The sequence below is a fragment of the Thermococcus sp. CX2 genome, from assembly GCF_012027555.1.
In the GTDB taxonomy this organism is placed as follows: domain Archaea; phylum Methanobacteriota_B; class Thermococci; order Thermococcales; family Thermococcaceae; genus Thermococcus.
The window spans coordinates 61,188-83,191 of the sequence record NZ_SNUQ01000002.1 but is presented as its reverse complement, the minus strand read 5'-3'; the positions used below and the strand labels follow the sequence as shown (position 1 = coordinate 83,191).

Below are 22,004 nucleotides of genomic sequence, written 5' to 3'. Positions count from 1 at the left end.
CATATCTTGTAATGCAGTTTCCCTTGGAGGTGCAAGTCGTGAAATGGAAACCCCCACTAGTGTTACTCTTGGGAATCCTCCTATTGGGGGGAATCGTGACGGCAGCACCGGTTGAAAAACCAGAAGCAGTACCATTAGCCACAGTCAAAGCACTGGCAGTCAGGGAACTTCACAAGTTCCCGGAATTCAACGGGGCAGTCCCAACCAACCCAACACCCCTCTACTTCCCTGACGGCAGGTTGGCAGCTTACGAATTCAGAATGGTCAAGAATGGAAAAACCCTAGGCTACATAATCGTCTCAGCCAACAGGAACCTACCACCGGCAATCCTAGAGGCAGGCTTTGGCGAGAAGACTCCAAGCGACCTAATGAAAGAACTCGCCACGAGAAAAGGAGTAAAAACCTACCGCTTCGTGTACTTCAGCGGACTGAACTACGGACTCCTAACAGGAGAAAAAGTCATAGACATGAAAGGCAAGGAATACAAAAAGCCAGAAAGATACAAATTAACAATGGAGGACAAATCCCAAGAAAACCAGAAAAAATGGATGAATACTGAAACTTATGAGTCTCAAGTTAGTACTGTATCATACAAAGTTCTGTATACCGTTCCAGCATGGACAGAAAGTGATCCCGGGGGAGCCAGTGATTCGCTACCGCCAGGAACCAACAGCATTGGCCAAATATCAACACTTGCGAGCTCATATGATTACATAGGCCCAAATGCAGATCCATGGGATGACTGGGATGGATGTGCTCCAATAGCAGCCTCAATGATTATCGGTTACTACGAAATTCAATATCGTGACAGCTGGTACAAGGAAGCTGTAATAGACATACTACATGAAACTATGCTGACAGATGATGAAGGATGGACTTCAACCTCAAATATCGGCCGAGGCATAGAGAATTTCTATAACCGAGCAATGTATCTTCATTCTGAAGGTGTTCTATACTATGCCCCACACTATACATACACCACTAGCACAGTTGACAATCCAAGTAATTCATTGTTGTTTACCTACGTTATGCTGGAAATAGGGAACAACAGACCCCTGATTTTAACAGCTAGTAAAGCTAGTGGAGAAAACTTCGGATGGTCCGGAGCGTTTCATACAACTACCGTTGCAGGATACAGTTCACATAGCGATGGAACAAAGTATTTGTATATTCACACTACATATTCAGATCCATACACAGCTTGGATACTATTAGATAGTATAAGCAGTGAGCGGACGTTGACTCTAGTAAATCCTGTAAAGGTCAGTTGAGGTGAAGGACGGTGAAAATAAAACCATTAGTTTTCTTTTTTGTGATACTTTTAGTTTTTACAGGGATACTCTTTTTGAAAACTGTTCCACAGAAAACTAACATAAATCTTCTGGATGAAGATAATCTCCAATTGAACTGCAGTTTGAAAACGGAACCACTATTTACTCCAATAAACGCGTGGGTGGGCTGGTCCATCGGACAGCTAAAAAATGGAACAGTCTTGAAGTTTGCGGATCTTCCAGACTATGTGCCCAATGTGTCACTAGGTTCCGAAAAAAGCACAGGTATATTGTATGGAGATGACTGGCCTGCAGAGATGGGCATTCGCCCAAAGTGCATCATTGCGGGCAGTTCAACATTCTTTCAAAATAATGGAACAGCGATAGGCATGTATTATCCATATCCCATGCCTTCAGGGACGCCCTGCAAAGATGTAAAGAGGACAAACGTTTTGCTACCAGCAGGCAACATTTATTTTGCGGACTACGTTATCCCAACAGCAAACAGTACTTGGGAAATAAGGGAAAATATACCAAACGGCAACTGGACGGATTTCTTGAAATCCGGTGGAATAAGGGGAATCCGAAAAACCCGGATTACAGGGGGGTGTACCTGTCCAATTGACGTGGTAATGAGACAATTAGACAAGGATATAAAAGCGAAGGGCTTTGGGGAAGTTCCCCTCTGGATGACACCAAAAGAGAACGACTGCTTTAAGCCTCTCAGCGTTAAACTTTACCGCAAAGACGACCAGTACCTCTACGTTGAGTTCGCACGGGTTAAGGGCATGGATCTCGTTAGAGTTCTCATGATAATGGGCAGCGAGGAAGTCGTAAAAGCCTACGCGGAAGCCTTCACTGCGGGGAGCATCGAAGACTAATGCCTTTCATTTTTCACACTTGAAAGAGCAAAGAATAAAAATGCCTCAATCCTCCCAGAGTTTGAGAAATTGAGGCATGAAGCTAACAACAACGGGCCAGGATTATTCAGAACATTCCGGCCGTATTTAGAAGAAAGTGGCGGGTGGATAACATAGCCTCATGTAATGACTTTCACAGGGTATAGAGTTTGACAGTGATGGATGTGAATCCTTATAAATCCACATGGAAGCAAGAAATCATGTGGCATTGAGAGTGGATTGAATTTTGGTAGGAAACTGGCAAAACGCGGATTTATACGTAATATACCCGACATGCAGAAGCGGGCCGGAATCATTATTCGTGGGGGATGGTAGTTGAATGGTAGGACTCTCACAAAACTGCTTGTATTTTCCATAATTTTACTTCTCCTTATAGTGATGTTTTATTTTAGAATACTTCCTCAGAGGACGGAGCATAATGAAGGCTCTAAAAATTGCCTTCTGACTTCGAACGCAACCTACTGGCCCTCAATGCCCGTGGTAACTGTTCACCGCTATCTATCGAACGGTTCGATTGTAGAGTACGGAGAAAGCTTTACCCCGTGGCCCCATGAAGATAAGGGCTTTTACGTGATCGAAGACTGGGCTGAGGAACTGGGGATAAGCCCACCGTGCTACATCACCAAGGCTACAGGAAAGGCAGTGCTGGAAGCGGAAGGGAAAGCTGGCTATGGTCTATTCCTTCGGTGGAGAGTCAAAAACGACGGGAACTCTTGGAGCGATTTGAAGAGGGTGGACAAACGGAAAGAGACCGCTGTCTCCGCGGGTTCAGTGAGAATAGCAGTTTACACGATACCGATATCCAACGGAAGCTGGAAAATCGAGGCAGGTGAGCTCTTGGAGAACCCTTACTGGTTCAACAGCACTGGTGGAGGACGGTTCGTTTCCACTTGGTTCAACGGAACCTGTACCTGTAAGCCCGAGGAAATTTTAAAGGCCACTCTTAATAAAATCAAATTCTCTGGCTTCAAAGAAAAGGAACATGTGGAAATCTTAGAAACAGAGGCATTAAAACCCATGTATTCAGCTTTTTTCGTTAGAGACAGTCAGTACCTCTACGTGGAATTTGCCCAAGTGAAGGGCATGGATCTCGTCAGAGTCCTCATGATAATGGGCGATGAGGAAGTCGTGAAGGCATATGCCGAAGCGTTCACCGCAGGAAGCGTCGGAGGTTAAAGCCTTTCATTTTTCACCATCAAATGACGAGAAATAAAGAGACAAGGAAAAACCTCAGTCCTCCCAGGGCTCGGTGTACTTGAGGGCCCAGCCGAACTCCTCCTTGAGGATGTCGATTGCCGCGCTCGGTGGAATAACTCCGCGCTCGGTTATTATGACATCCACGTATTCAGGCGGGGTAACGTCGAAGGCAGGGTTCCAAACCTCGATGTTCTTTGGCCACGTTTCAAGCTCCTCCTTTGGTATGACCTCGTAGGGGTCGCGCATCTCTATCTCGACGAGCTGACCGAGCATGGTCTCTGGGTGGAACTTGTAGGTTTCGGCGGCAATCATATTCCATACCCTGTGCTCCTTGGCGGTGAGTGCTATTAGGGCAGTTCCAATCTTGTTTATGACGGCACCATTCACGGTTATGCTGTCCGCGCCCATGACGACCTTGTCCGTCATCTTCATGTAGTGCCTCGCCGCGGAATCAACCACGTAGATGACAGGAATGCCATACGAGGCTAGCTCCTTCGCGGTTAGCTTGCCCTGCCACTTGGGTCTCGTTTCCGTAACGATGACCTTTATATCCTTGCCCTGATCCCAGGCAGTTTTCATGACGCTTATCGCCGCCTTGCTGTGGCAGTGGGTCATTATGATGTCGCCGTCCTCTATCCTCTTGGCTCCGAACTCGCCTATCCTTATCACCGCGTTTTCCGAGTTGTGGATGAACTCTTTAGCAGCATTGATGACGACGAACTTGAGCTGATCAAGATCTGCACCGCCGGCGTATGCCACCTTTCCGCGGTGCATGACGTAACGGAGCGCGTTAGGCAGGGAAACCGCTGTGGGCCTTGTCTCGAAGAGTATCTTCGCCGCCTGCTTCATCTCGCTCCAGAACTCGTCCACGTTCGTGGCCTTGCTCTTCTCGGCTTGAACCTGAAGCGCGTAGGCGGCCGAACGGGCTATCTTACCCGCCCCCCTGATCTCCATATTCCTAATCTTCTCTGCTATCTCCAACACTTCTTTCACTACCACCATCTCTATCACCCCTCACTGGTAACCCCAAATTATGCTGAGGGGGTTTATAGAGCTTTTTATGTTCACTGATGAAGTCCCCTGTGCTTTGATGTTCATAAAAAGGCCTAGAAATTCCCTTTTACAAAAGTAAAGGGCTCTAACGACCATTGCAGAAAGATTTATAACCAATCGCCGCCACTTCTTAAGTGTATAAAATTGATGACGTAGACAGTATTGTTCATCTAATGGGGGGAAGGGAAGTGGAGGAAAAGCTCATGAAGAAGCTGGGTTCAGGGTCACTGGATTTTGAGTCATACTTCTCGGAGAAGGCAATAGAAATGAAAGCCTCTGAGATTAGAGAGCTTCTTAAGCTCGTTGAGAGCTCGGACGTAATCTCGCTCGCCGGTGGCCTTCCAGCGCCCGAGACATTCCCGGTGGAAACAATCAAGGCCATAACGGAGGAGATCCTCAAGACCCACGCGGATAAGGCCCTTCAGTACGGAACCACCAAGGGCTTCACGCCGCTCCGACTTGCCCTCGCCGAGTGGATGGAGAAGCGCTACGGAATTCCGATGTCCAAGGTTGAGATAATGATGGTTGCTGGCTCGCAGCAGGCCCTCGACCTCATCGGAAGGGTCTTCATCGATCCTGGGGACATAGTCGTCGTTGAAGGCCCGACTTATCTCGCTGCTCTCAACGCCTTCAAGTACTACGATCCGGAATTCCTCTCGATCCCAATGGACGACGATGGAATGATTGTGGACATCCTCGAGGAGAAGCTGAAGGAGCTTAGGGCCGAGGGGAAGAAGGTCAAGTTCGTCTATACCGTATCGACCTTCCAGAATCCAGCGGGAGTTACGATGAGCCTTAAGAGGAGGAAGAAGCTCATAGAGCTCGCACACGAGTATGACTTCCTTATCGTCGAGGACAGCCCATACAGCGAGCTCCGCTACTCCGGCGAGCCGATTCCACCCATCAAGCACTTCGACGACGAGGGCAGGGTCATCTACCTCGGCACATTCTCGAAGATATTTGCCCCCGGCTTCAGGCTTGGCTGGATAGCGGCTCACCCGCACTTCATCAGGAAGATAGAGATAGCCAAGCAGGCCGTTGACCTCTGCGCCAACCCATTTGCTCAGGTCATAGCCTGGAAGTACGTCGCAGACGGCCACCTCGACGAGCACATCCCCAAGATCATCGAGTTCTACAAGCCGAGGAGGGACGCTATGCTCGAAGCTTTGGAGGAGTACATGCCAGAGGGAGTCAGGTGGACCAAGCCGGACGGAGGAATGTTCATTTGGGTAACCCTTCCAGAGGGCATTGATACCAAGCTCATGATGGAAAAGGCCGTCGCCAAGGGAGTTGCCTACGTTCCTGGCGAGGCGTTCTTCGCTTACAGGGACGTCAAGAACACCATGCGCCTGAACTTTACCTACGTGCCAGAGGAGACGATACGTGAGGGCGTTAAGAGGCTCGCCGAGGTCATCGAGGAGGAAATCAAAGCTCTTAAGGGCTGAACTCCCTTATTTTCTTCTGTAAATCTTTTTATACCCTACAGCGTTTCTCTCTCTGGGTGGTTGTGATGAAGCCCTTAATCGGTATAATCGGCAGTATGGACTACTCCAAGAACCGCCTTTTCCTCAACAAGGCCCACTTGGAGAAGGTACTCAATGTTGGGGGAATTCCCGCTGTTTTCAGCGCAGATTCGTCCCCTGATGAGGTTCTAGAACACGTTGATGGAATCCTCCTCATCGAGGGTCCGGATATACACCCCCACTTCTACGGGGAGGATCCTTCCGGTGTCCTCAAATACGTGGATGTTGCGAGGGATGAGTTCGAGATATGCCTGGTGAAAAAAGCCGTTGAGAATGGGGTGCCCATTCTGGGCATCGGCAGGGGGATGCAGGTGATAAACGTCGCCCTCGGTGGAACGCTCTACCAGGATGTTTCAACGGAGATTCCCAAGGCGATAAAACACGACTGGGACCTTCACCTGATGGGACCAACGCAGCGTGTCCACGGGGTGAGGATAAAAACGAGTTCGAGGCTCTACGAGATACTGAAGGAAGAGCTGAACATAGAGGGCACCAGCGACGTGTTCCTTCGCGTGAACAGCTTCCACCATCAGGCCATCAAGAGGGTCGGGGAGGGAATAAAGCCGGTCGCCTATGCCGTGGACGGCCTCATAGAGGCGATAGAAGGTGAAGAAGGCTTCATCGTGGGTGTCCAATGGCAGGCAGAGTACCTCCCAGAGATGGAAAGGCTCTTCGAGGCCTTCGTCCTCGCTGCGGCTGAATACCGTGCCAAAAAGCTCGATATGGAGATGCGGGAGATAGAAGCTAAAGTCAGGGAGGGACTAAGTGAGAGCCATCGCAGCTCGGAAACGAGTAGTAACCCTCCCGACACGAGCCAAATGTGATTCCCCTCTTCTCTATCTTTCTCCTCGCCTCTTCGAGGATTTTCATCCTGAATTCTTCCGGCAGGTAATAGTAGCCTCCAATCCTCTCACCTTTCTCGTAGAGGGGCTCCAGCCTCTCCATAACCTCTGGCAGCTTTGCCTTCATTCTACTCAATCCATCGGGCCTCAGCTTCAGCGTCGAGACCGTTATGTGGCTCACAAAGCTCAGCGCGTCTAGGGTCTTATCGAAGTCTTCCCAGGTGTAGAATGGAATTACCGGATCTATGCGCGCGTAGACTGGAATTCCTGCACTCTTGGCCTTTTTAAGCGCCCGTATCCTGTCCTCTGGCTTCGGTGCGTTCGGTTCTATGAGCTTGGCCTTTCTTTCATCAATGGTCGTAACGGTGATCCCCACGGCACACTTCAGCTCGCTCAGAATATCGAGGTCGCGCTCAAAGATGTCTGATTTTGTAAGCAAAAGACACCTCACGTCGTATCGCCGGAACAATTCGAGCACCTTTCTTGTTATGCCTAGCTCTTTCTCGATGGTTGGGTACGGGTCGGAGGAATAGGAGAGGGCTATTATGTACCTTCTATCGAACTTCCTCAGCTCGCGTTCCAGCTTCGGCAAAAGCCCCTCCTTCGTCCTCACGCGGAAGGCCTTGGGGATGTAGCTCGTTATGTAGCAGTAAAGACAAGCATGGTCGCAGCCGGTGTAAACGTTCAGCGTATACTTGAACGGGCATGTGCAGAGCTTTGCCTTCCATGGGTCGAAGGGTCGGATGTACATGTTTCTGTCTACGAAAATGCCTTAAAATGGATTGCGTTTCCACTTACGGGTGAAAAAAGTGCCAAGCGAGGTTAGGGGTCGTGTAAAGTGGATTGAAAAGGGGCAGTTCATCGGCAGGGTGGAGCCTGATGGGTGCTCGATCGTCCTTGGGGACGGCGGGATAAGCCCGATGAAACTCCTTCTCCTCGGCGTCGCTGGCTGTACTGCCTATGACGTGGTTATGATACTCCAGAAGATGAGGGAACCTATAGAAGGGCTTGAAGTGGAGATAAGCGGCGAGAGGCGCGAGGAGCACCCGAGGATGTATGAAAAGGTTCACATCCACTACAGAATTTACGGCGATGTGAAGGATGAGAAAGCAAAGCGCGCCATAGAGCTCAGTCAAGACAAGTATTGCTCCGCCTCGGCCCACATAAAGCTCAGCGGTGCAAAGCTCACGTACTCCTATGAAATTATCAAGGGTTAACCTTTTAACTTCCCCTTCTTAGCCAGCGCGGGTGGTCGCGTGATAGAGATTATCAAGTACTTCGTGCTCCTCTACGGTGGACTGTTTGCCATTACCAACCCAGTCGGTGCTGTCCCGGTCTTTCTAAGCGTTACCCACGACCTTTCCATGGAGGAGAGGCGCGAGATAGCGGCCAAAACTGCCATAACTGTAGTCATAACCCTCATTACCTTCGCCCTCATCGGTCAGTGGATATTCAGGTTCTTCGGCTCGAGCGCAGACGCGTTCTCGATAGCCGGCGGTATTCTGCTCTTCCGCATGGCGATGGATATGCTCTCTGGAAGTCTCTCCTCGATTAAGATAAGTAGGGAAGAGACGGAGGAGTTCGACGAAGAGGTCGTTACCCTTGAGGAGGTCGCCATAATTCCACTCGCGATTCCCCTAATCTCTGGCCCGGGCGCGATAACAACCGTTATGCTCTACATGGCCAAAAGCCTCAGCGTATCGGAGAGGGCTGCGGTAATAGCGAGCATAGTCGCGATAGGTTTCACCGTCTGGCTCGTACTATGTTCAGCCAACAGGATAAAGACCAAGCTTGGAAGGGTTGGAATCAAAGTCATGACGAGGATGATGGGCCTAATTCTGACATCTATGGCAGTGCAGATGATAATCAACGGCATCAAGGGTGCCTTTGGCCTTTGAGGAAGGCTTTTTAAGTCTTTTTTCTAACCTTCCTTGGTGATGGTATGCGGGGAGAGCTGATTAAGATTCTCAGCCTCATTGAGGAGAAGGCCAACGAGCTCAAGCTCGACGGTTACGAGCCGGATGTCGTTCTCTTCGGCTTCGAGGCCTACGAGTTCCTGAAGAACCAGGTGAACAAGGAGTTCGGCGGTGAGGAGGAGGTGCTGGAGCTTTCTGGCATGAAGGTCCGCCTCCTCGACGAGCTCGGAAAGGACGCGGTCGTCGTTGACAGCAAAGCTTTGGGCCTTGGCCTGGGGGGAGCGAAGCGCTTTAAGGTTCTCGAGTGAAGCGGTAGCCCTTGAGAACGAGCAGGCTCAGGGCGATGGCCATTATATCGGCCAGACTTCCCGGATTCCTTAAGTCCTTCTTTTCTCTCAGGAAGGCGTCGAACTCCTCGAGCGTGAGCCTTCCCTCGAGGACTTCCCTGGCTCTCTCCCGGACGAGTTCCGCTTCCTCCTTTCCGGCCTTTCTCACGATGAGGGTGTCGGTGTTTTCGGCCAGAAGTTCGACGAACGCCCTCTGAACTGCCTCTTCGAGCGTCATCTCTTTCGTCAGCTCGTAGAGCCTCGCGAAGGTTTTGTAGCTCAGCTCGTAGCCGTTGAGCCACTCGCAGAAGATTAACTCCCTTTCACAGCTTATTTCGGCCAGCCTTTTCAGGTTGATGCCGTCCCTAAACAGCTCCCTGAAGGAGTCATCGGAATAGACGTCGTACTTGACCCCGCTCGGGATTCCCTTGGGGTTCGCTATTCTTATCGCCCGGTAGAGCTCCATCGTGTCCCGGACAGTGGACTCGTCTATGAGCCTTCTGACCCAGTCCCGAGCCTCGAGCATGTTCTTGCTCATTGAGAGGGCTATCACGAGCGGGATCTGGAGTGCCACTATCCCGAAGTTCGGGTTTGCATCCTGAACCTCCCTTGCGTTCTGGACGGCACGCTTTATCAGCTCGCCTATTCCGGCCTCATTGAGCCGGTAGGTTCCCCTTCTGAGCTGGTCACCGATCTTAGTGGCCTCGTGGAGTATGTCTATTGTCCAGGTCTCCGCGAAGATGAAGTGGTAGAGGGTCAGATCTTCGAAGTCAGCGTAGCGGTTCACGTTGCCCGGCTTCGGGATGGCCGCCTCTAAGAGGGGCCCGAGGGTGAAGGCCTTTATGATCCTCCACCGCTCCATTCAGACCACCAGGTAGAGGAGAAGGTAGATGAGGTACGCTATGAGGACGAGCTTCCTAGCGGTTCTTCTGGTGAGCATGTAGAGACCGAAGGCTATCAGCGTAACGCCCCAGAAGGCGCCCTTGATTTGGTGAGCGTAGGGTGCAAGCCACGAGATAAATGCTGGATTGAACTCCCTTACCAGAAGAACGATTCCGAGGAAGACGAGTATTATCCCGAGCGTCCGCATCTCAATCACCCCTCGCAAGCAGTATTATGCCTATTACCAGGAGGGTGAGGGCTAAGAGTGTAGTTCCGCCAATTGGGCCGATCAGCGGGAAGAGCGGCTTTGCTACAATAGCTGCACCGATGGCTATCAGTATTATTGCGAGGGTCTTTGTGCTGTCGCTGCCCGAAAAGATATCGTTGATCTTCTTTTCAGTCTCATCCGCCAGCTTGTTGAGCTTCTCCTCGAGCGACGTTTCCCCGTTCTCTTCCTCTGGCATGACCAGCGCCAGCAGGAAGTACAGCAGGACCATCGCGAAGGGGTTGAATACGAGCAGAACTACAAAGATTACTCTCACGAGCGTCGGGTCTATCTCGAGGTGCTCGGCTATCCCTCCGAGAACCCCCAGGAAGACTCTGTTGTCCTTTGAGCGCATCAGCTTCTTTGCCATTTCTCATCACCGGTTGTAAGAAAGGGAAAGGGGCTTAAAAAGTCATCCCCTAATGTTCACGTCTCCAACCACGTTGGAAATTGAAACGATTATTGTGCCATTTTCTCCGCCCGCGGTGTTCCTAACGTTTCCCAGCACGTCCTCCGCGTTGAGGGCCACACTAAAGTCCGGCGGGACGATGACTGTAATATCGCCCACCACATTGTTGATGCTCACGTGATCGCTGGCGTGGAGCGTTATATCCCCTACGACATTCTCGACTGTGTATTCTGCCCAGCTCTCGCCTTTAAAATCGCCGACAAAGTCTCTTACGGTCACTCTCTTGGCCCCTGCCGAGACTAAGAAGTCCCCGACGGCGTGCCCTATGCTAAGATAGTCGAGCTCTCTACCGACTTCTACCACAACGGTGCCGTTCCTGTAGTCGTTGCAGACGTTCCTCCTCCCGATAATGCTTTCCTTGATCGGGCAGTACACTTCGAGGATGCCGTTTTCAAAGCTGACGTTTATGGGGAGGTTGCTCTTGACCACGAGGCCGCTCACGTTTGCCTTAACCACGTATACATCTTCCACGGTGCTCCTGATGACAAGGGATGATGCGTTGAACTCTCCAAACTTGACAAGCGCTCCGGCGGTCTTTTTCGGGGTTATACCTCTGATCTCGATGTCACCGTGGAGCGCTAAGGCTAACGTCACAGCGGCACCCACGAGAACCGCCACGAGGATGAACGTGATGAGTGTGCCGAGAGCCCCGCCTCGCCTTTTCATGGACTGCACCTATAAAACTCTCATCACTTTTCTGTATAAGGCTTACGCTCAAGAAAAGTTAAGGAATCAGCGAAGGAGCTTCACGAACTCCCTCATCCAGGCGTAGAGGTCGCCTGGGTGCCTCGAGCTGACCCAGTTGCCGTCGACGACGACCTCTGCATCTACCCACTCGGCACCGGCGTTGACCACGTCGTCCCTGATGGTTATCGTGCTCGTTCCCTTCCTGCCCTTAAGCACTCCGGCGGAGATGAGTATCTGCGGCCCGTGGCATATGCTCGCTACCGGCTTTCCGTCCTCAAACATCTTCCTGGTTACCGCTACGGCCTTTTCGTTGAGCCTGACTATCTCCGGGGCCTTCCCACCAGGAAGAACGAGGGCATCGAACTCATCAGGATCAACCTCGTCAAAAGCTAGGTCAACGTTCACGGTGTAGCCGTGCTTGCCCGTTATCTTACCCCTCTGAAAGCTCGCAACGTAGACCTCGTGGCCCTCCTCTTTAATCCTGTGGAGCGGGTATATCAGCTCCAGATCCTCGAAGCCATCCGCGCTCAGAAACAGCACTTTCATAGAAACACCTCCGTATTAACGCTCAGAGAGAAATAGAAATGGGACACTTATAAGCTTTTGTGGACAGAGATGGGCAATTAGAGGGGCAGCTCGGTGGTCTCTTTGTGGACCTTGAGCACGACCATGGTGTGGGTCGCTTCAACGCCCTCGATTTCACCGATGGTGTCAAGGAACTCGTTGAGCTCCTCGCTTCCCTTGGTTCTGATCTTCACGAGCATGTCGTAGTCGCCCGTCGTCTCATAGATTTCGATTATCTGCGGGTACTTCGTGAGTTCCTTGGCGACGTGGGAGTATTTGCCGGCCTTCGACTTTATGAGGATGAAAGCCAGTATCCTGAAGCCAAGGGAGTCTGGATCGAGAATGACTGTGAACTTCCGTATGATTCCCCTTTCCTTTAGCTTCTTTATTCTCTCGTAAACGGTCGATTCGGCCAAGTTGACCTCTTTAGAAATCTCTCTCAGGGGCGTTCTGCTGTTCTTCTGAAGTATGGTGAGAATCTTCTTGTCGATTTCGTCCAAACCCATTCGCATGAGCACCACCGCCTGTAAAAAATTTTCGGAAGGTTATATAAACTTGCCGATTTCCGGGAACCATACTTTTATAAAATACCCCCCTCTCTTTAATTCAGAAACTTCTGGAGGGTCAGCCATGCCAACCAACGTTACGGCAGAGTACTTAGCGGCCGAGGAGGAGTACAGGAACGCCAAAACTATCCCAGAGAAGATAAGGGCGCTCGAGAAGATGTACGCCACCGTGCCAAAACACAAGGGGACTGAGAAGCTTAGGCTCCAGATAAAGCGAAAGCTGGCCGAGCTGAGGAAGGAGCTTGAAAAGCAGAGACAGGTTCAGAAGAAGGGTGGTGGCTACTCCTTCAGCGTGAGGAAAGAAGGGGCGGCACAGATAGTTCTGGCTGGCCTTCCGAACGTTGGGAAAAGCTCGCTTATGAAGGCACTGACCAACGTTGACATAGACGTTGCTGACTACGCCTTCACCACCGTCGAGCCAATCCCCGGAATGATGCACCATAAGGACGTTCAAATCCAGCTCGTTGAGGTCCCTGGCCTCGTTGAGGGGGCCGCTCTCGGTAAGGGTATGGGGCCTCAGCTTTTAAGCGTGATAAGGAACGCCGATGCGATAGCCATCGTTGTGGATCTCTCCCAGGATCCTGTGAAGCAGATGGAAATCCTCCTGAGGGAGTTCGAGAGAGCTGGAATAAAGCTCAACAAGCGCCGCCCGAGGGTCGAGATAAAGAGAACCGCCAGCGGCGGAATAATCATCAACGGCCAGGAGAACATAAAGGGCGACATTCAAGAGGTCATGAAGATGCTTCGCGAGGAGAGAATCCACTCCGCGGAGATAACCGTCAAAGAGCCCGTAACTCTGGAGGAGTTCGCCGATGCGCTCGACGAGAGTCTGGTTTGGAGAAGGGCGATGATAATAGCCAACAAGGGCGACGCTTCAGGCAGCAAGGAGAACTACGAAAAGCTCGTCCAGACCTATGGAGACAGGTTCAAAATCGTGCCAGTCTCGGCGAGGAGGAAGATAAACCTCGACAAGCTCAAGGATGAGCTCTACGAGTTAGCAGGAATAATCAGGGTCTTCACGAAAAGCCCGGGAGAGGAGCCGGCTTATCCACCAGTCCCGCTCAAGAAGGGCTCAACGGTTATGGACTTGGCCGAGAGGATTCACAAGGACTTCGCCAAGAACTTCCGCTACGCGAGGGTTTGGGGCAAGAGCGTCAAGTTCCCGGGCCAGAGGGTCGGAGCGGATCACGTCTTGGAGGACGGAGATATAGTGGAGATTCACGCGCGGTGATCTTGTCACCTACATCTCAGTCCGCGGCATGTTGGTCGTCTTTCTATTCTTGTTAAATCCCTCAGCCTGAACTCCTTCCCGTCCAGGCTGTCCATCACGAACTTTTCTCCGTCCCTCTCGAACACCCAGAAGACCTTGTAGGCCATCGCCTCCCTTACTATCTCAATCCTAGGTAACCACCAGGAGATTATCTTAATGTTGCCCCAGTGGATGGCGCTCTCAAAGGCCTTGATTTTGGCTTCTTCGTAGTCCACGAGGGGCTCCATTACCTGCCTCTCGTCGACGTCCCACTCATAGAGCTCTATGAAACCGTCGCCCCTCTCGGCGCCGAGGCGGTAGAGGTCAACGTAGACATAGTAATCAAGAACCCTGTCGCTCCTGCCGAGGCGTTTGTAGAAGAGCTTGAGGTGAAATATCCAATAGGGGTAGAGCACGAACTTAGAGTCCCCTTCAGGCTGGAATATTGGACGCATGACTTTAACCATCATCTGGGCATCCTCCGTTACAATCTGTTACAATCTATTGGGCCCAAATTAACTCGCAATCTCAACCAATAGTTTTCAACGATAGGTTTATAATATTTTGGTGCCTATTGAATGTTGCTGACCATCGGTCAGCATATATATTCAGGAGGGTTCAAAATGGGCCTAAGTAGTGCAGCTTGGGCGACCCTTCTGGTTCCAACTATTTTGGGCATTTTGGTGATGGTGCTCTACGGCTACTGGGACAAGATAACGGGCAAGGAGTACTACGTAGACGACGAGATTCTGGCCTATGACGAAGACCTTATGGAAGAACTAAGGAAGGAGGGTAAGGCATGAACACGGGAATACTCTTCGGTTTCCTGATTTACCTTGCCCTCCTTGCTTATATAGGCTGGTGGGCCAACCGCTACACTAAAACTGAAGACCAGTACTTCGTCGGAGGAAGGAGGGTCCATGTCCTGGCAGCCGCCCTGAGTGACAAGGCGAGCGACTTCTCTGGCTGGCTGATGCTCGGCTATCCCGGAGCGGCCTTCAAGAGCGGTCTCGGAGCATTCTGGGCGGCAGTTGGCTGTTTCTTTGGAACTCTGGCTGACTACCTCCTTATAGGGCCGAGGCTCAGGATATACACCGGAAAGTTCAGGGCCATAACGGTTCCCGACTACCTTGAGGCGAGGCTCAAGGATGACACCAAGCTCATCAGGATTCTCGGAGCGCTAATCATCGTGATATTCATGACGGCATACGTTGCGGCCCAGTTTACCGCCGGAGGAAAGACCTTCGCGGAGGGCTTCGGGATAAGCGACAACATGGGCATAATCCTGACGGTGATAATCCTCACTGCCTACGTTATCACCGGTGGCTTCTTCGCCGTCGTCTGGACGGATGTTGTTCAGGCCATGTTCATGCTACTGACCCTCATAATCGTCCCGTTCTTGGCGCTTGCAAAGGTTGGCGGCTTTGGAAAGGCCACGGAAATCATAGCCGCGAGCAACCCAACGCATCTCGATCCATTCGGCGGAGCAACGGGATGGGCTGCCCTAATCTTTGCCATAGGCTACGCCAGCTGGATAGTTGGCTACCTCGGACAGCCGCACATAGTTACGCGTTACATGAGCGTTGAGGATCCGAGAAAGCTCAGGAGGCCGGGTATATTCATCAGCGGCATCTGGACGATAATAGTCCTCTGGGGAGCCTTCTTCGCGGGCTTCCTCGGCTACGCCATGTATCAGACGGGCATCCTCCAGGTCAGTGACCCGGAGAAGGTCATCCCTGCTATGGCGGTTGAACTGATGCCCAGCTGGTTGGCGGGCTTCGTCATAGCGGGCATAATCTCGGCCGTCATGAGCACCGCGGATTCCCAGCTCCTAGTGGCTTCATCCGCCATCGCGAGGGACTTCTACCACAAGGTTCTCGGCAAAGAGCTCGGCAAGAGGCAGATGGTCAATATGGCGAGGATAGTCGTTACGGGCATCGCCCTGGTGGGCCTCTACTTCGCCCTCACTGGCAACAAGGTCGTCTACCAGATGGTCGCCACTGCCTGGGGCGGCCTCGCGGTCGGCTTCGGCCCGATACTGACCCTGAGCCTCTGGTGGAAACGCGTTACCAAAGAGGGCGGAATAATAGGAATGGCCTACGGTCTCATCAGCGAGGTCATCCTTGAGGCTAAGATATACGGCTGGGCATTCAACCCGGATGCTCCTGGCTTCTTCGGCACCCTCGGCCAGTGGTTCAACGCCGTGCCGGTGTTCTTCATCAACTTCTTCGTGACGCTGTTCGTCATAATCGTCGTCAGCCTGCTCACTAAGCCGCCTGAGGAGGTAGTTAAGCTCCACGAGGAGATATTCAGGAAGGTGCCCATCGAGAAGGGCGGCAAGACTGTTATGCAGGCCAGGGCCAAGAGCCAGGTCGAAAACGTCGCGGAGTTCGTCCTCGCGAAGGGACTCGCCTGATTTCCCTTCATTTCTATTTTGGGGGGCGATGAAATTTAACCTAACGTTGAGAACCATTTTTGATCAACTTAACATTTATAAGCATTGGTGTATATCTAAGAACGTCCGTTTCGTGGAATCTCTGGGGTGGGAGTATGAGACTCCTTGATCTAACCGAGAAGGACCCTTCTAAGAGAATTACCATATATTTTGAGGGAAAACAGCTCGAAGCGTACGAGGGAGAAAAAATCACCGTCGCGCTTCTGGCCAACGGCATATACTGGCTCACCACGAGCACTGACGGCAGGAAGAGGGGGGCCTTTACATTTGGGCCGGTTCCTCTTGTAATAAACGGCGTGAAGAATGTTAATGGGCGGAAGGCCATTGTTAGGGACGGTATGAAGATAGAGAGGCAAACCTACGGGGACTTCCAGGAGACTGTCGAGATTGACGGGGGTAAGCCCGTTCTGAGGCAAGTCGTTGACGTCGCTATAATAGGTGCTGGACCCGCCGGAATAGGGGCAGCGTTGGAGATTCAGGAGCATCTGACCGTTGCCCTCATCGAGGAGCGCGGCTGGCTCGGCGGCGACATGTGGCTCAAGGGCCTCCCCCAGGAGGGCTTTGAAGGCGAGCCGAAGGAGGTCATCAAAGGGCTCACCGGGAAGTTCAACGAGAACGTTAGGGTTTTCAGGAAGACTGTAGCCTTGGGAGTCTTCGACGAGGGCGAGTACTTCCTCGTTCCAGTCGTTAGGGAAAACCAGCTCATTGAGATAATGGCCAAGCGCGTCGTTTTGGCCACTGGAGCGGTGGACAACATCCTCCTCTTCGAGAACAACGAGTTCCCGGGTGTCTTCAGGAGGGACTTCGCGCTGGAGGTTATGAACGTCTGGGGAGTCGCTCCCGGGAGGAAGGTCGCCGTCGTTGGAAGCAGGCCCGAGGATGTAACCCCCGAGCTGGAGCGCTGGGGAATTGAATACATCGTCGTTCCCAATCCAAAACGCGTCGAGGGGGACGAGAAGGTTGGAAGACTCATAGACATGAACGGCAACGTTTACGAGGTTGATGCCGTCATTGTTTCCGACGGCAGAAGACCGGACATAAACCCGATAACCCAAGCTGGAGGAAAGCTCCGCTTCAAGAGGGGCTATTACACCCCTGTTCTCGACTCAAAGCACAGGATAAGGGATGGAATTTACGTAGCGGGAAGCGCCGTCAGCATAAAGCCGCACTACGCGAACTACCTTGAGGGAAGGCTTGTTGGAGCGTACATTCTCCAGGAGTTAGGCTACGAGGCTAATCCCTGCATCTACGAGGAGAGGCTGAAGGAGTACGAACCTGAAGCGGTTACGATTCACAGGATACCCTTCGAGGAGTTCAACCTCGAGGACGTCCAGATATGCGGCTGCGATGTAAGCCTGAAGAAGGTCGACGACGTCGTCAAGCAGGGCATAACGGACTTGCAGATAATCAAGCGCCTAACGCACCTTGCCATGGGCTTCTGCCAGGGCCGCTTCTGCCTCTTCAACGGCGCGGTGGTGGTCTCCCAGAGAACGGGAACCGACATGGCGAAGATCGATCTGCCCGTTGCGAGGCCTCCGCTCAAAAACGTGAGGATGAAGGTTACCGCCGCCAGGGGATGATTGCCATGCCGACGAGGGAACTCCCCGAGAAGAGTGAAATCGTAATCATCGGCGGGGGGATAATAGGCGTTACCCTCGCCCACGAGCTGGCCAAGCGCGGTGAGGAAGTTACCGTCATAGAGAAGCGCTTCATCGGCTCCGGCTCCACCTTCCGCTGCGGAACGGGCATCAGGCAGCAGTTCAACGATGAAGCCAACGTTCAGGTTATGAAGCGCTCAGTGGAGCTGTGGAAGAAATACAGCGAGGAGTATGGTTTCTCCTTCAAGCAGACGGGTTACCTCTTCCTGCTATATGACGAGGAGGAAGTCGAGGAGTTCAAGAGGAACATAGCGATACAGAACCGCTTCGGCGTCCCCACGAGGCTCATAACGCCAGAAGAGGCCAAGGAGATAGTTCCCCTCCTCGACATAAGCGAGGTGATAGCTGCATCATGGAACCCGACCGACGGTAAGGCCAGTCCCTTCCACTCAACCGCTGCCTTCGCCCTCAACGCTGAGAAGTTCGGGGCAAAGCTGGTCGAATACACCGAGGTCAAGGATTTCATCATCGAGAAGAGCGAGATAAAAGGCCTTAAGACGAGCAGGGGCGTCGTAAAGACGGGCATAGTCGTTAATGCCACCAACGCCTGGGCCAAGCTCATCAACGCGATGGCCGGAATAAAGACGAGCATCCCGATAGAGCCCTACAAGCACCAGGCGGTGATAACCCAGCCCATCAAGAGGGACACCATAAAGCCCATGGTCATCTCATTCAAGTACGGCCACGCTTACCTCACCCAGACCAGCCACGGCGGAGTCGTTGGTGGTGTGGGCTACGAGATAGGGCCGACCTATGACCTCACGCCGACCTACGAGTTCATGCGTGAGGTGAGCTATTACTTCACCAAGATAATCCCTGCCCTGCGGGAGCTCCTTATCCTGAGAACCTGGGCAGGCTACTATGCCAAAACGCCCGACAGCAACCCTGCCATAGGAAAAATCGAGGAACTGAGTGACTACTACATAGCTGCGGGCTTCTCCGGCCACGGCTTCATGATGGCGCCGGCCGTTGCCGAGATGGTGGCTGACCTGATAACCAAGGGTAGGACCGACCTTCCAGTCGATTGGTACGACCCGTATCGCTTCGAGCGCGGCGAGCTCAGGGGACAGGCGCTCCAGATGGGCTGAGTCCCTCCTTTTCTTTGACTTTCCAAGCGTTTCCAGCGCTTTTAGAGCCGGAGAAATTTTATAAAGGAGAATCTCCTAGGCGCGAGCGATGAGCAGAAGGGAGCTCGTCGTAACTCAGGGAAGGCGCGAGAAGGCAGGGAAGGTTCGCAGAATAAGAATCAAGCGCCGGAACGTGGTTCTGTTAGCTGTAGGCATGTTTCTGGCCAACGTCGCCTTTGGCATGGCCTTTCCCTATCTGAGCGTCTACATGAGGCTCCTTGGCGGCGGCATGCTTATGGTGGGTTTACTGAGCGTGGCCTTCAACCTGACCTCGACTGTCTTTCAGTACCCCTTCGGCTACCTCTCAGACAGGACGCACAACAGGAAGGCCTTCATATCCTTCGGCCTCTTCTCCACCGGCGCAATCTACGCACTCATGGCCTTCGTATCCACTCCCATCGCCCTGCTCGTCCTGAGGACTGTTCAGGGGACCTTCGGCTCGGCCATGATGCCTGCTCACTCAGCTCTGATAGCAGAACTATCCACGAGGGTAGGCTCAGCTTATGGGCTCTTCGGCTCGATTGAGAACGCAGGCTACATGCTGGGCAACTTCATCGGCGGGTTCATCATAAAGTACGTCGGCATTAGGGGAATCTTTCTCATAGCAGGGGCTCTCCTCGTCCTTTCCTCTGCGATAGTTCTCCTCCTCAGGGAGAGACCCAGGCCGAAGAGGGCTCCAAGAAAGCTTATACTCGTCCAGGAAGGGCGGGAAAGCGAGAAGGCAACCTTCCAGGGTGCGGCATTCAAGCGGCTCATGAGGGGCCATCTGGGCCTTTTCTATCTCACAGTTCTGCTCGTGATGATAGCTTCAGGTCAGGTCTATTCGGTGGTCTCGGTTTACTTCGAAGAGACATTTGGCAGCGAGTGGGTCGGCCTTCTCTTTGGCATAGATTCTCTGGCAGCTGCTTTAAGCGGCTACCTCCTCGGGAAGCTCATAGACAGGTACGGTGCGAAGAAGTTCTACCTTCTGGCGATAGCGGGCTATGCCATTGCCTTCCTCGGCTACGCCTTCGCCAAGAGCCTGCCCATAATGGTCGCCGTGGCGATTCTCTCGGGCGTCAAGTGGGCCATGACCCTTGGAGCTTCGTCCACATACGTGGCAACTAAGGTAAAAGCCGTAGAGAGGGGCCAGGCAATGGGCCTGCTCAACGCGGTGATGAGCCTTGGCTGGGTGATTGGGCCGTTCATCGGAGGCTATCTCTCGAGCATGAGCTTCGAGCTGAACTTCACGAGCACGCTCGTTCCCCTTGGCCTGGCCTTTCTCCTGGCGGTCAGACTTCCAGAGTGATGCACTCTGGCGGAACCCTCTCGACTATCCTGACGTTCTTCCCGGCTTTGTAAATCTTCAAGCCTTTCTTTCGAAGGCATTCGGCGTCTATTACCAGAAGAACCACGTCCCGCCCGTGCCGCCTGCCGGTTTCGATTGCCTCGCTTTTGCTTGTACTCAGGTGGACGAACTGCCTCTTCATGGGCTTCAAACCCTCGCGGAGGATGCTCTCGAGGTTCCTCCTCGGCGTGCCGTGGTAGAGAATCCTGCTTTCTCTGTCCTCCTCGTGGTTCAGGCTCACCGGAAAGCTGTGGCCGTAGCGGGCGCGGATTTTGTTTCCCCTGATTTCATAGCGACCCTTGGAATCGAGTTCGACTATCCTTCTTACGAACTCCTCCGTAACGTCTGGATAGACAGTTTTTAGGGCCTCGACGAGCTCGGAAAGGGGCACGAAGCCCTCCACGTCAGGCCTCAGTCCGAACTCTTCCGGCGAGTGCCGCAGGATGTAAGCCATTAGCTTGCTGACCTTCACGCGGTTCATGGTTCAAGGTTGGCGAGACGTTTTAAATGCTCTACCCTCTTCTCAATCGAAGGGTGTCTGTTCAACAGGTTAAACCATTTCCCCGTTTTTTCCGGCAGCAGGTTGAGCTCGGCCAGCTTTTTAAGCGCCCTTAGGGTTGGTTCAAGCCCCACGACATTCGCCGCGAACTCATCTGCCTTGAACTCGTTCCTTATGGATATCCTCGATTCAATAACAAAGAGCCAGAAGTAGAAGGCAAAGAAGAAAACGCCGAAGAAAATCCACGGTGATGAGAACAACTGAACGTTGAATTTGTGGAGGATGTAAATGAGTCCTATCCAGAAGAGGAACCAGCCAATGCTCAAAGCCGCGTTTATCCAGAGGTGCTTTCCTTTTATGTGCCCTATCTCATGGGCTAAGACCGCTTTAATCTCGTCCTCTTCGAAGTTATCAACCAAATAGCGGGTTAAAACAACGTAGCGGTAGCGGGGGATTATACCCGTAACCATGGCGTTGGCAAGCTTTTGGCCGGGCTTTCCTTTAACGATTATGTCCCTGACTTTAACTCCCTGCTCCTCACAGAACCTCATGAGCTCGGCCTTAAGCTCGGGGTCGAGCTCGCTCCTTGTCCCGACTCTAATTAGGATGAGGGGAAAGAGCGCAAAGAAAGCGAGTATTAGGATTGAGTACACGAGCAGGTCAAACCACCACTTTGAGGTTAAACTCTCTGGCAGGTAGAGCATCAGCAGCAGCCAGATAAAGGCAAAGCCGATGATCGGGCCCAGGATCAGTGCGAGAGCTTTCAGAACCTCCTTTTTTGGATTTTCAATCTTTTCCTCTGTAATATTCACTCCTACTTTAACAGTCTCGTAGATGATGAGGAAGATTGACAGGAGAAGCGGGAAAAGCAGGATTGCTGCAAATGCAAATACCTTGAATATTTCAGGTAGGGGAAGCTTATCTACCACGTCAGAGGCCCAATCGAGGGCTCCGAGGGCTATCATCGCCGGGAAGTAGAGTATGAAGGCCCCAAAGATACAGATGACCTCAGCCTTCAGCAGATTGTAGTTTTTCTCTTTCTTTGGTAGTTCTTCCCTCAGGATTTTGCGGCCCCAATACCTCATGATGATGGGAGGAACAAGGACGGTTGCAATGGACACCAGAATCAATGAAATCTCTTTCATATTTTCACCGGACAGAGATACGTCTGGTTTGGAATTTAAGAGTTGTGGTTCAATTTTCGAAAA

The 22,004-nt window shown here is 52.2% G+C and carries 24 protein-coding genes; 13 read left to right on the top strand and 11 right to left on the bottom strand.

Going from position 1 to position 22,004, the window contains the following annotated elements:
• Positions 1-38 precede the first annotated feature (38 nt).
• The 3 genes from E3E23_RS04650 (at position 39) to E3E23_RS04640 (ending at position 3,367) form a co-directional block, all read left to right on the top strand.
• Complete coding sequence (locus E3E23_RS04650; RefSeq protein ID WP_167906806.1) at positions 39-1,271, top strand: C39 family peptidase; 1,233 nt, start codon at positions 39-41, stop codon at positions 1,269-1,271.
• An 11-nt stretch (positions 1,272-1,282) separates the two neighbouring features.
• Positions 1,283-2,152 (top strand): hypothetical protein, encoded by an 870-nt coding sequence (locus E3E23_RS04645; RefSeq protein ID WP_167906805.1) that lies wholly within the window; start codon positions 1,283-1,285, stop codon positions 2,150-2,152.
• A 354-nt stretch (positions 2,153-2,506) separates the two neighbouring features.
• Positions 2,507-3,367 carry a hypothetical protein gene (locus E3E23_RS04640; protein WP_167906803.1) on the top strand — a complete coding sequence of 287 codons (861 nt, stop codon included), beginning with the start codon at positions 2,507-2,509 and terminating at the stop codon, positions 3,365-3,367.
• A 54-nt stretch (positions 3,368-3,421) separates the two neighbouring features.
• On the opposite strand, the gene E3E23_RS04635 is transcribed toward E3E23_RS04640, so the two are convergent.
• Positions 3,422-4,390 (bottom strand): ribose 1,5-bisphosphate isomerase, encoded by a 969-nt coding sequence (locus E3E23_RS04635; protein ID WP_167906802.1) that lies wholly within the window; start codon positions 4,388-4,390, stop codon positions 3,422-3,424.
• A 239-nt stretch (positions 4,391-4,629) separates the two neighbouring features.
• Between E3E23_RS04635 and E3E23_RS04630 the strand changes: the two genes are divergently transcribed.
• Together E3E23_RS04630 and E3E23_RS04625 are read left to right on the top strand one after the other, a co-directional pair.
• On the top strand, positions 4,630-5,886 hold the full coding sequence (locus E3E23_RS04630) for a PLP-dependent aminotransferase family protein (RefSeq protein WP_167907434.1): 1,257 nt from the start codon (positions 4,630-4,632) through the stop codon (positions 5,884-5,886).
• Between the two features lie 65 nt (positions 5,887-5,951).
• A complete protein-coding gene (locus E3E23_RS04625; RefSeq protein ID WP_167907432.1) occupies positions 5,952-6,788 on the top strand; it encodes a gamma-glutamyl-gamma-aminobutyrate hydrolase family protein in 837 nt (278 codons plus the stop codon).
• Here E3E23_RS04625 and E3E23_RS04620 read toward each other — a convergent pair.
• Positions 6,715-7,557: a radical SAM protein gene (locus E3E23_RS04620; RefSeq protein ID WP_167906801.1), complete on the bottom strand. Its 843-nt coding sequence runs from the start codon at positions 7,555-7,557 to the stop codon at positions 6,715-6,717. The genes E3E23_RS04625 and E3E23_RS04620 overlap by 74 nt on opposite strands.
• 58 nt (positions 7,558-7,615) lie before the next feature.
• On the opposite strand from E3E23_RS04620, the gene E3E23_RS04615 reads away from it, so the two are divergent.
• The 3 genes from E3E23_RS04615 to E3E23_RS04605 are packed head-to-tail and all read left to right on the top strand — an operon-like array spanning position 7,616 to position 9,030.
• Positions 7,616-8,023, top strand: a complete 408-nt coding sequence (locus E3E23_RS04615; protein ID WP_167907430.1) for an OsmC family protein — start codon at positions 7,616-7,618, stop codon at positions 8,021-8,023.
• 39 nt (positions 8,024-8,062) lie between these two features.
• A complete protein-coding gene (gene snatA, locus E3E23_RS04610) occupies positions 8,063-8,704 on the top strand; it encodes a neutral amino acid NAAT transporter SnatA (protein ID WP_167906800.1) in 642 nt (213 codons plus the stop codon).
• A gap of 44 nt (positions 8,705-8,748) precedes the next feature.
• Positions 8,749-9,030, top strand: coding sequence for a family 4A encapsulin nanocompartment shell protein (locus tag E3E23_RS04605; RefSeq protein ID WP_167906799.1), 282 nt, complete (start codon positions 8,749-8,751; stop codon positions 9,028-9,030).
• On the opposite strand, the gene E3E23_RS04600 is transcribed toward E3E23_RS04605, so the two are convergent.
• The 6 genes from E3E23_RS04600 to E3E23_RS04575 form a co-directional block, all read right to left on the bottom strand.
• A complete protein-coding gene (locus tag E3E23_RS04600; protein ID WP_167906798.1) occupies positions 9,014-9,910 on the bottom strand; it encodes a triphosphoribosyl-dephospho-CoA synthase in 897 nt (298 codons plus the stop codon). The two genes, E3E23_RS04605 and E3E23_RS04600, sit on opposite strands and share 17 nt — an antisense overlap.
• Entirely contained in the window at positions 9,911-10,138 is a 228-nt protein-coding gene (locus E3E23_RS04595) for a hypothetical protein (protein WP_167906797.1), read from the bottom strand.
• 1 nt (position 10,139) lies between these two features.
• Positions 10,140-10,565: a PspC domain-containing protein gene (locus E3E23_RS04590; protein WP_240920743.1), complete on the bottom strand. Its 426-nt coding sequence runs from the start codon at positions 10,563-10,565 to the stop codon at positions 10,140-10,142.
• Between the two features lie 42 nt (positions 10,566-10,607).
• On the bottom strand, positions 10,608-11,330 hold the full coding sequence (locus E3E23_RS04585; RefSeq protein ID WP_167906795.1) for a hypothetical protein: 723 nt from the start codon (positions 11,328-11,330) through the stop codon (positions 10,608-10,610).
• Positions 11,331-11,396: 66 nt separating this feature from the next.
• Entirely contained in the window at positions 11,397-11,897 is a 501-nt protein-coding gene (pfpI, locus tag E3E23_RS04580; RefSeq protein WP_167906794.1) for a deglycase PfpI, read from the bottom strand.
• Positions 11,898-11,974: 77 nt separating this feature from the next.
• Entirely contained in the window at positions 11,975-12,427 is a 453-nt protein-coding gene (locus E3E23_RS04575) for an Lrp/AsnC family transcriptional regulator (RefSeq protein ID WP_167906793.1), read from the bottom strand.
• 118 nt (positions 12,428-12,545) lie between these two features.
• On the opposite strand from E3E23_RS04575, the gene E3E23_RS04570 reads away from it, so the two are divergent.
• On the top strand, positions 12,546-13,712 hold the full coding sequence (locus E3E23_RS04570) for a GTP-binding protein (protein ID WP_167906792.1): 1,167 nt from the start codon (positions 12,546-12,548) through the stop codon (positions 13,710-13,712).
• Positions 13,713-13,717: 5 nt separating this feature from the next.
• Here E3E23_RS04570 and E3E23_RS04565 read toward each other — a convergent pair whose 3' ends face one another.
• Positions 13,718-14,200, bottom strand: a complete 483-nt coding sequence (locus E3E23_RS04565; protein WP_167906791.1) for a hypothetical protein — start codon at positions 14,198-14,200, stop codon at positions 13,718-13,720.
• A gap of 329 nt (positions 14,201-14,529) precedes the next feature.
• Here E3E23_RS04565 and E3E23_RS04555 point away from each other — a divergent pair, with 329 nt between their 5' ends.
• From E3E23_RS04555 to E3E23_RS04540, 4 genes are all read left to right on the top strand, one after another.
• A complete protein-coding gene (locus tag E3E23_RS04555; protein WP_167906789.1) occupies positions 14,530-16,146 on the top strand; it encodes a sodium/proline symporter in 1,617 nt (538 codons plus the stop codon).
• A gap of 134 nt (positions 16,147-16,280) precedes the next feature.
• On the top strand, positions 16,281-17,765 hold the full coding sequence (locus E3E23_RS04550; RefSeq protein WP_167906788.1) for an FAD-dependent oxidoreductase: 1,485 nt from the start codon (positions 16,281-16,283) through the stop codon (positions 17,763-17,765).
• A 5-nt stretch (positions 17,766-17,770) separates the two neighbouring features.
• On the top strand, positions 17,771-18,931 hold the full coding sequence (locus tag E3E23_RS04545; protein WP_167907426.1) for an FAD-binding oxidoreductase: 1,161 nt from the start codon (positions 17,771-17,773) through the stop codon (positions 18,929-18,931).
• Positions 18,932-19,019: 88 nt separating this feature from the next.
• Positions 19,020-20,258: an MFS transporter gene (locus E3E23_RS04540; RefSeq protein ID WP_167906787.1), complete on the top strand. Its 1,239-nt coding sequence runs from the start codon at positions 19,020-19,022 to the stop codon at positions 20,256-20,258.
• Here the strand turns inward: E3E23_RS04540 and E3E23_RS04535 are convergent.
• On the bottom strand, positions 20,242-20,778 hold the full coding sequence (locus tag E3E23_RS04535) for an RNA 2'-phosphotransferase (protein ID WP_167906786.1): 537 nt from the start codon (positions 20,776-20,778) through the stop codon (positions 20,242-20,244). The genes E3E23_RS04540 and E3E23_RS04535 overlap by 17 nt on opposite strands.
• Positions 20,775-21,941, bottom strand: a complete 1,167-nt coding sequence (locus E3E23_RS04530) for a M48 family metalloprotease (protein WP_167906785.1) — start codon at positions 21,939-21,941, stop codon at positions 20,775-20,777. The genes E3E23_RS04535 and E3E23_RS04530 overlap by 4 nt, the downstream gene beginning before the upstream one ends.
• Between the last annotated feature and the right edge of the window lie 63 nt (positions 21,942-22,004).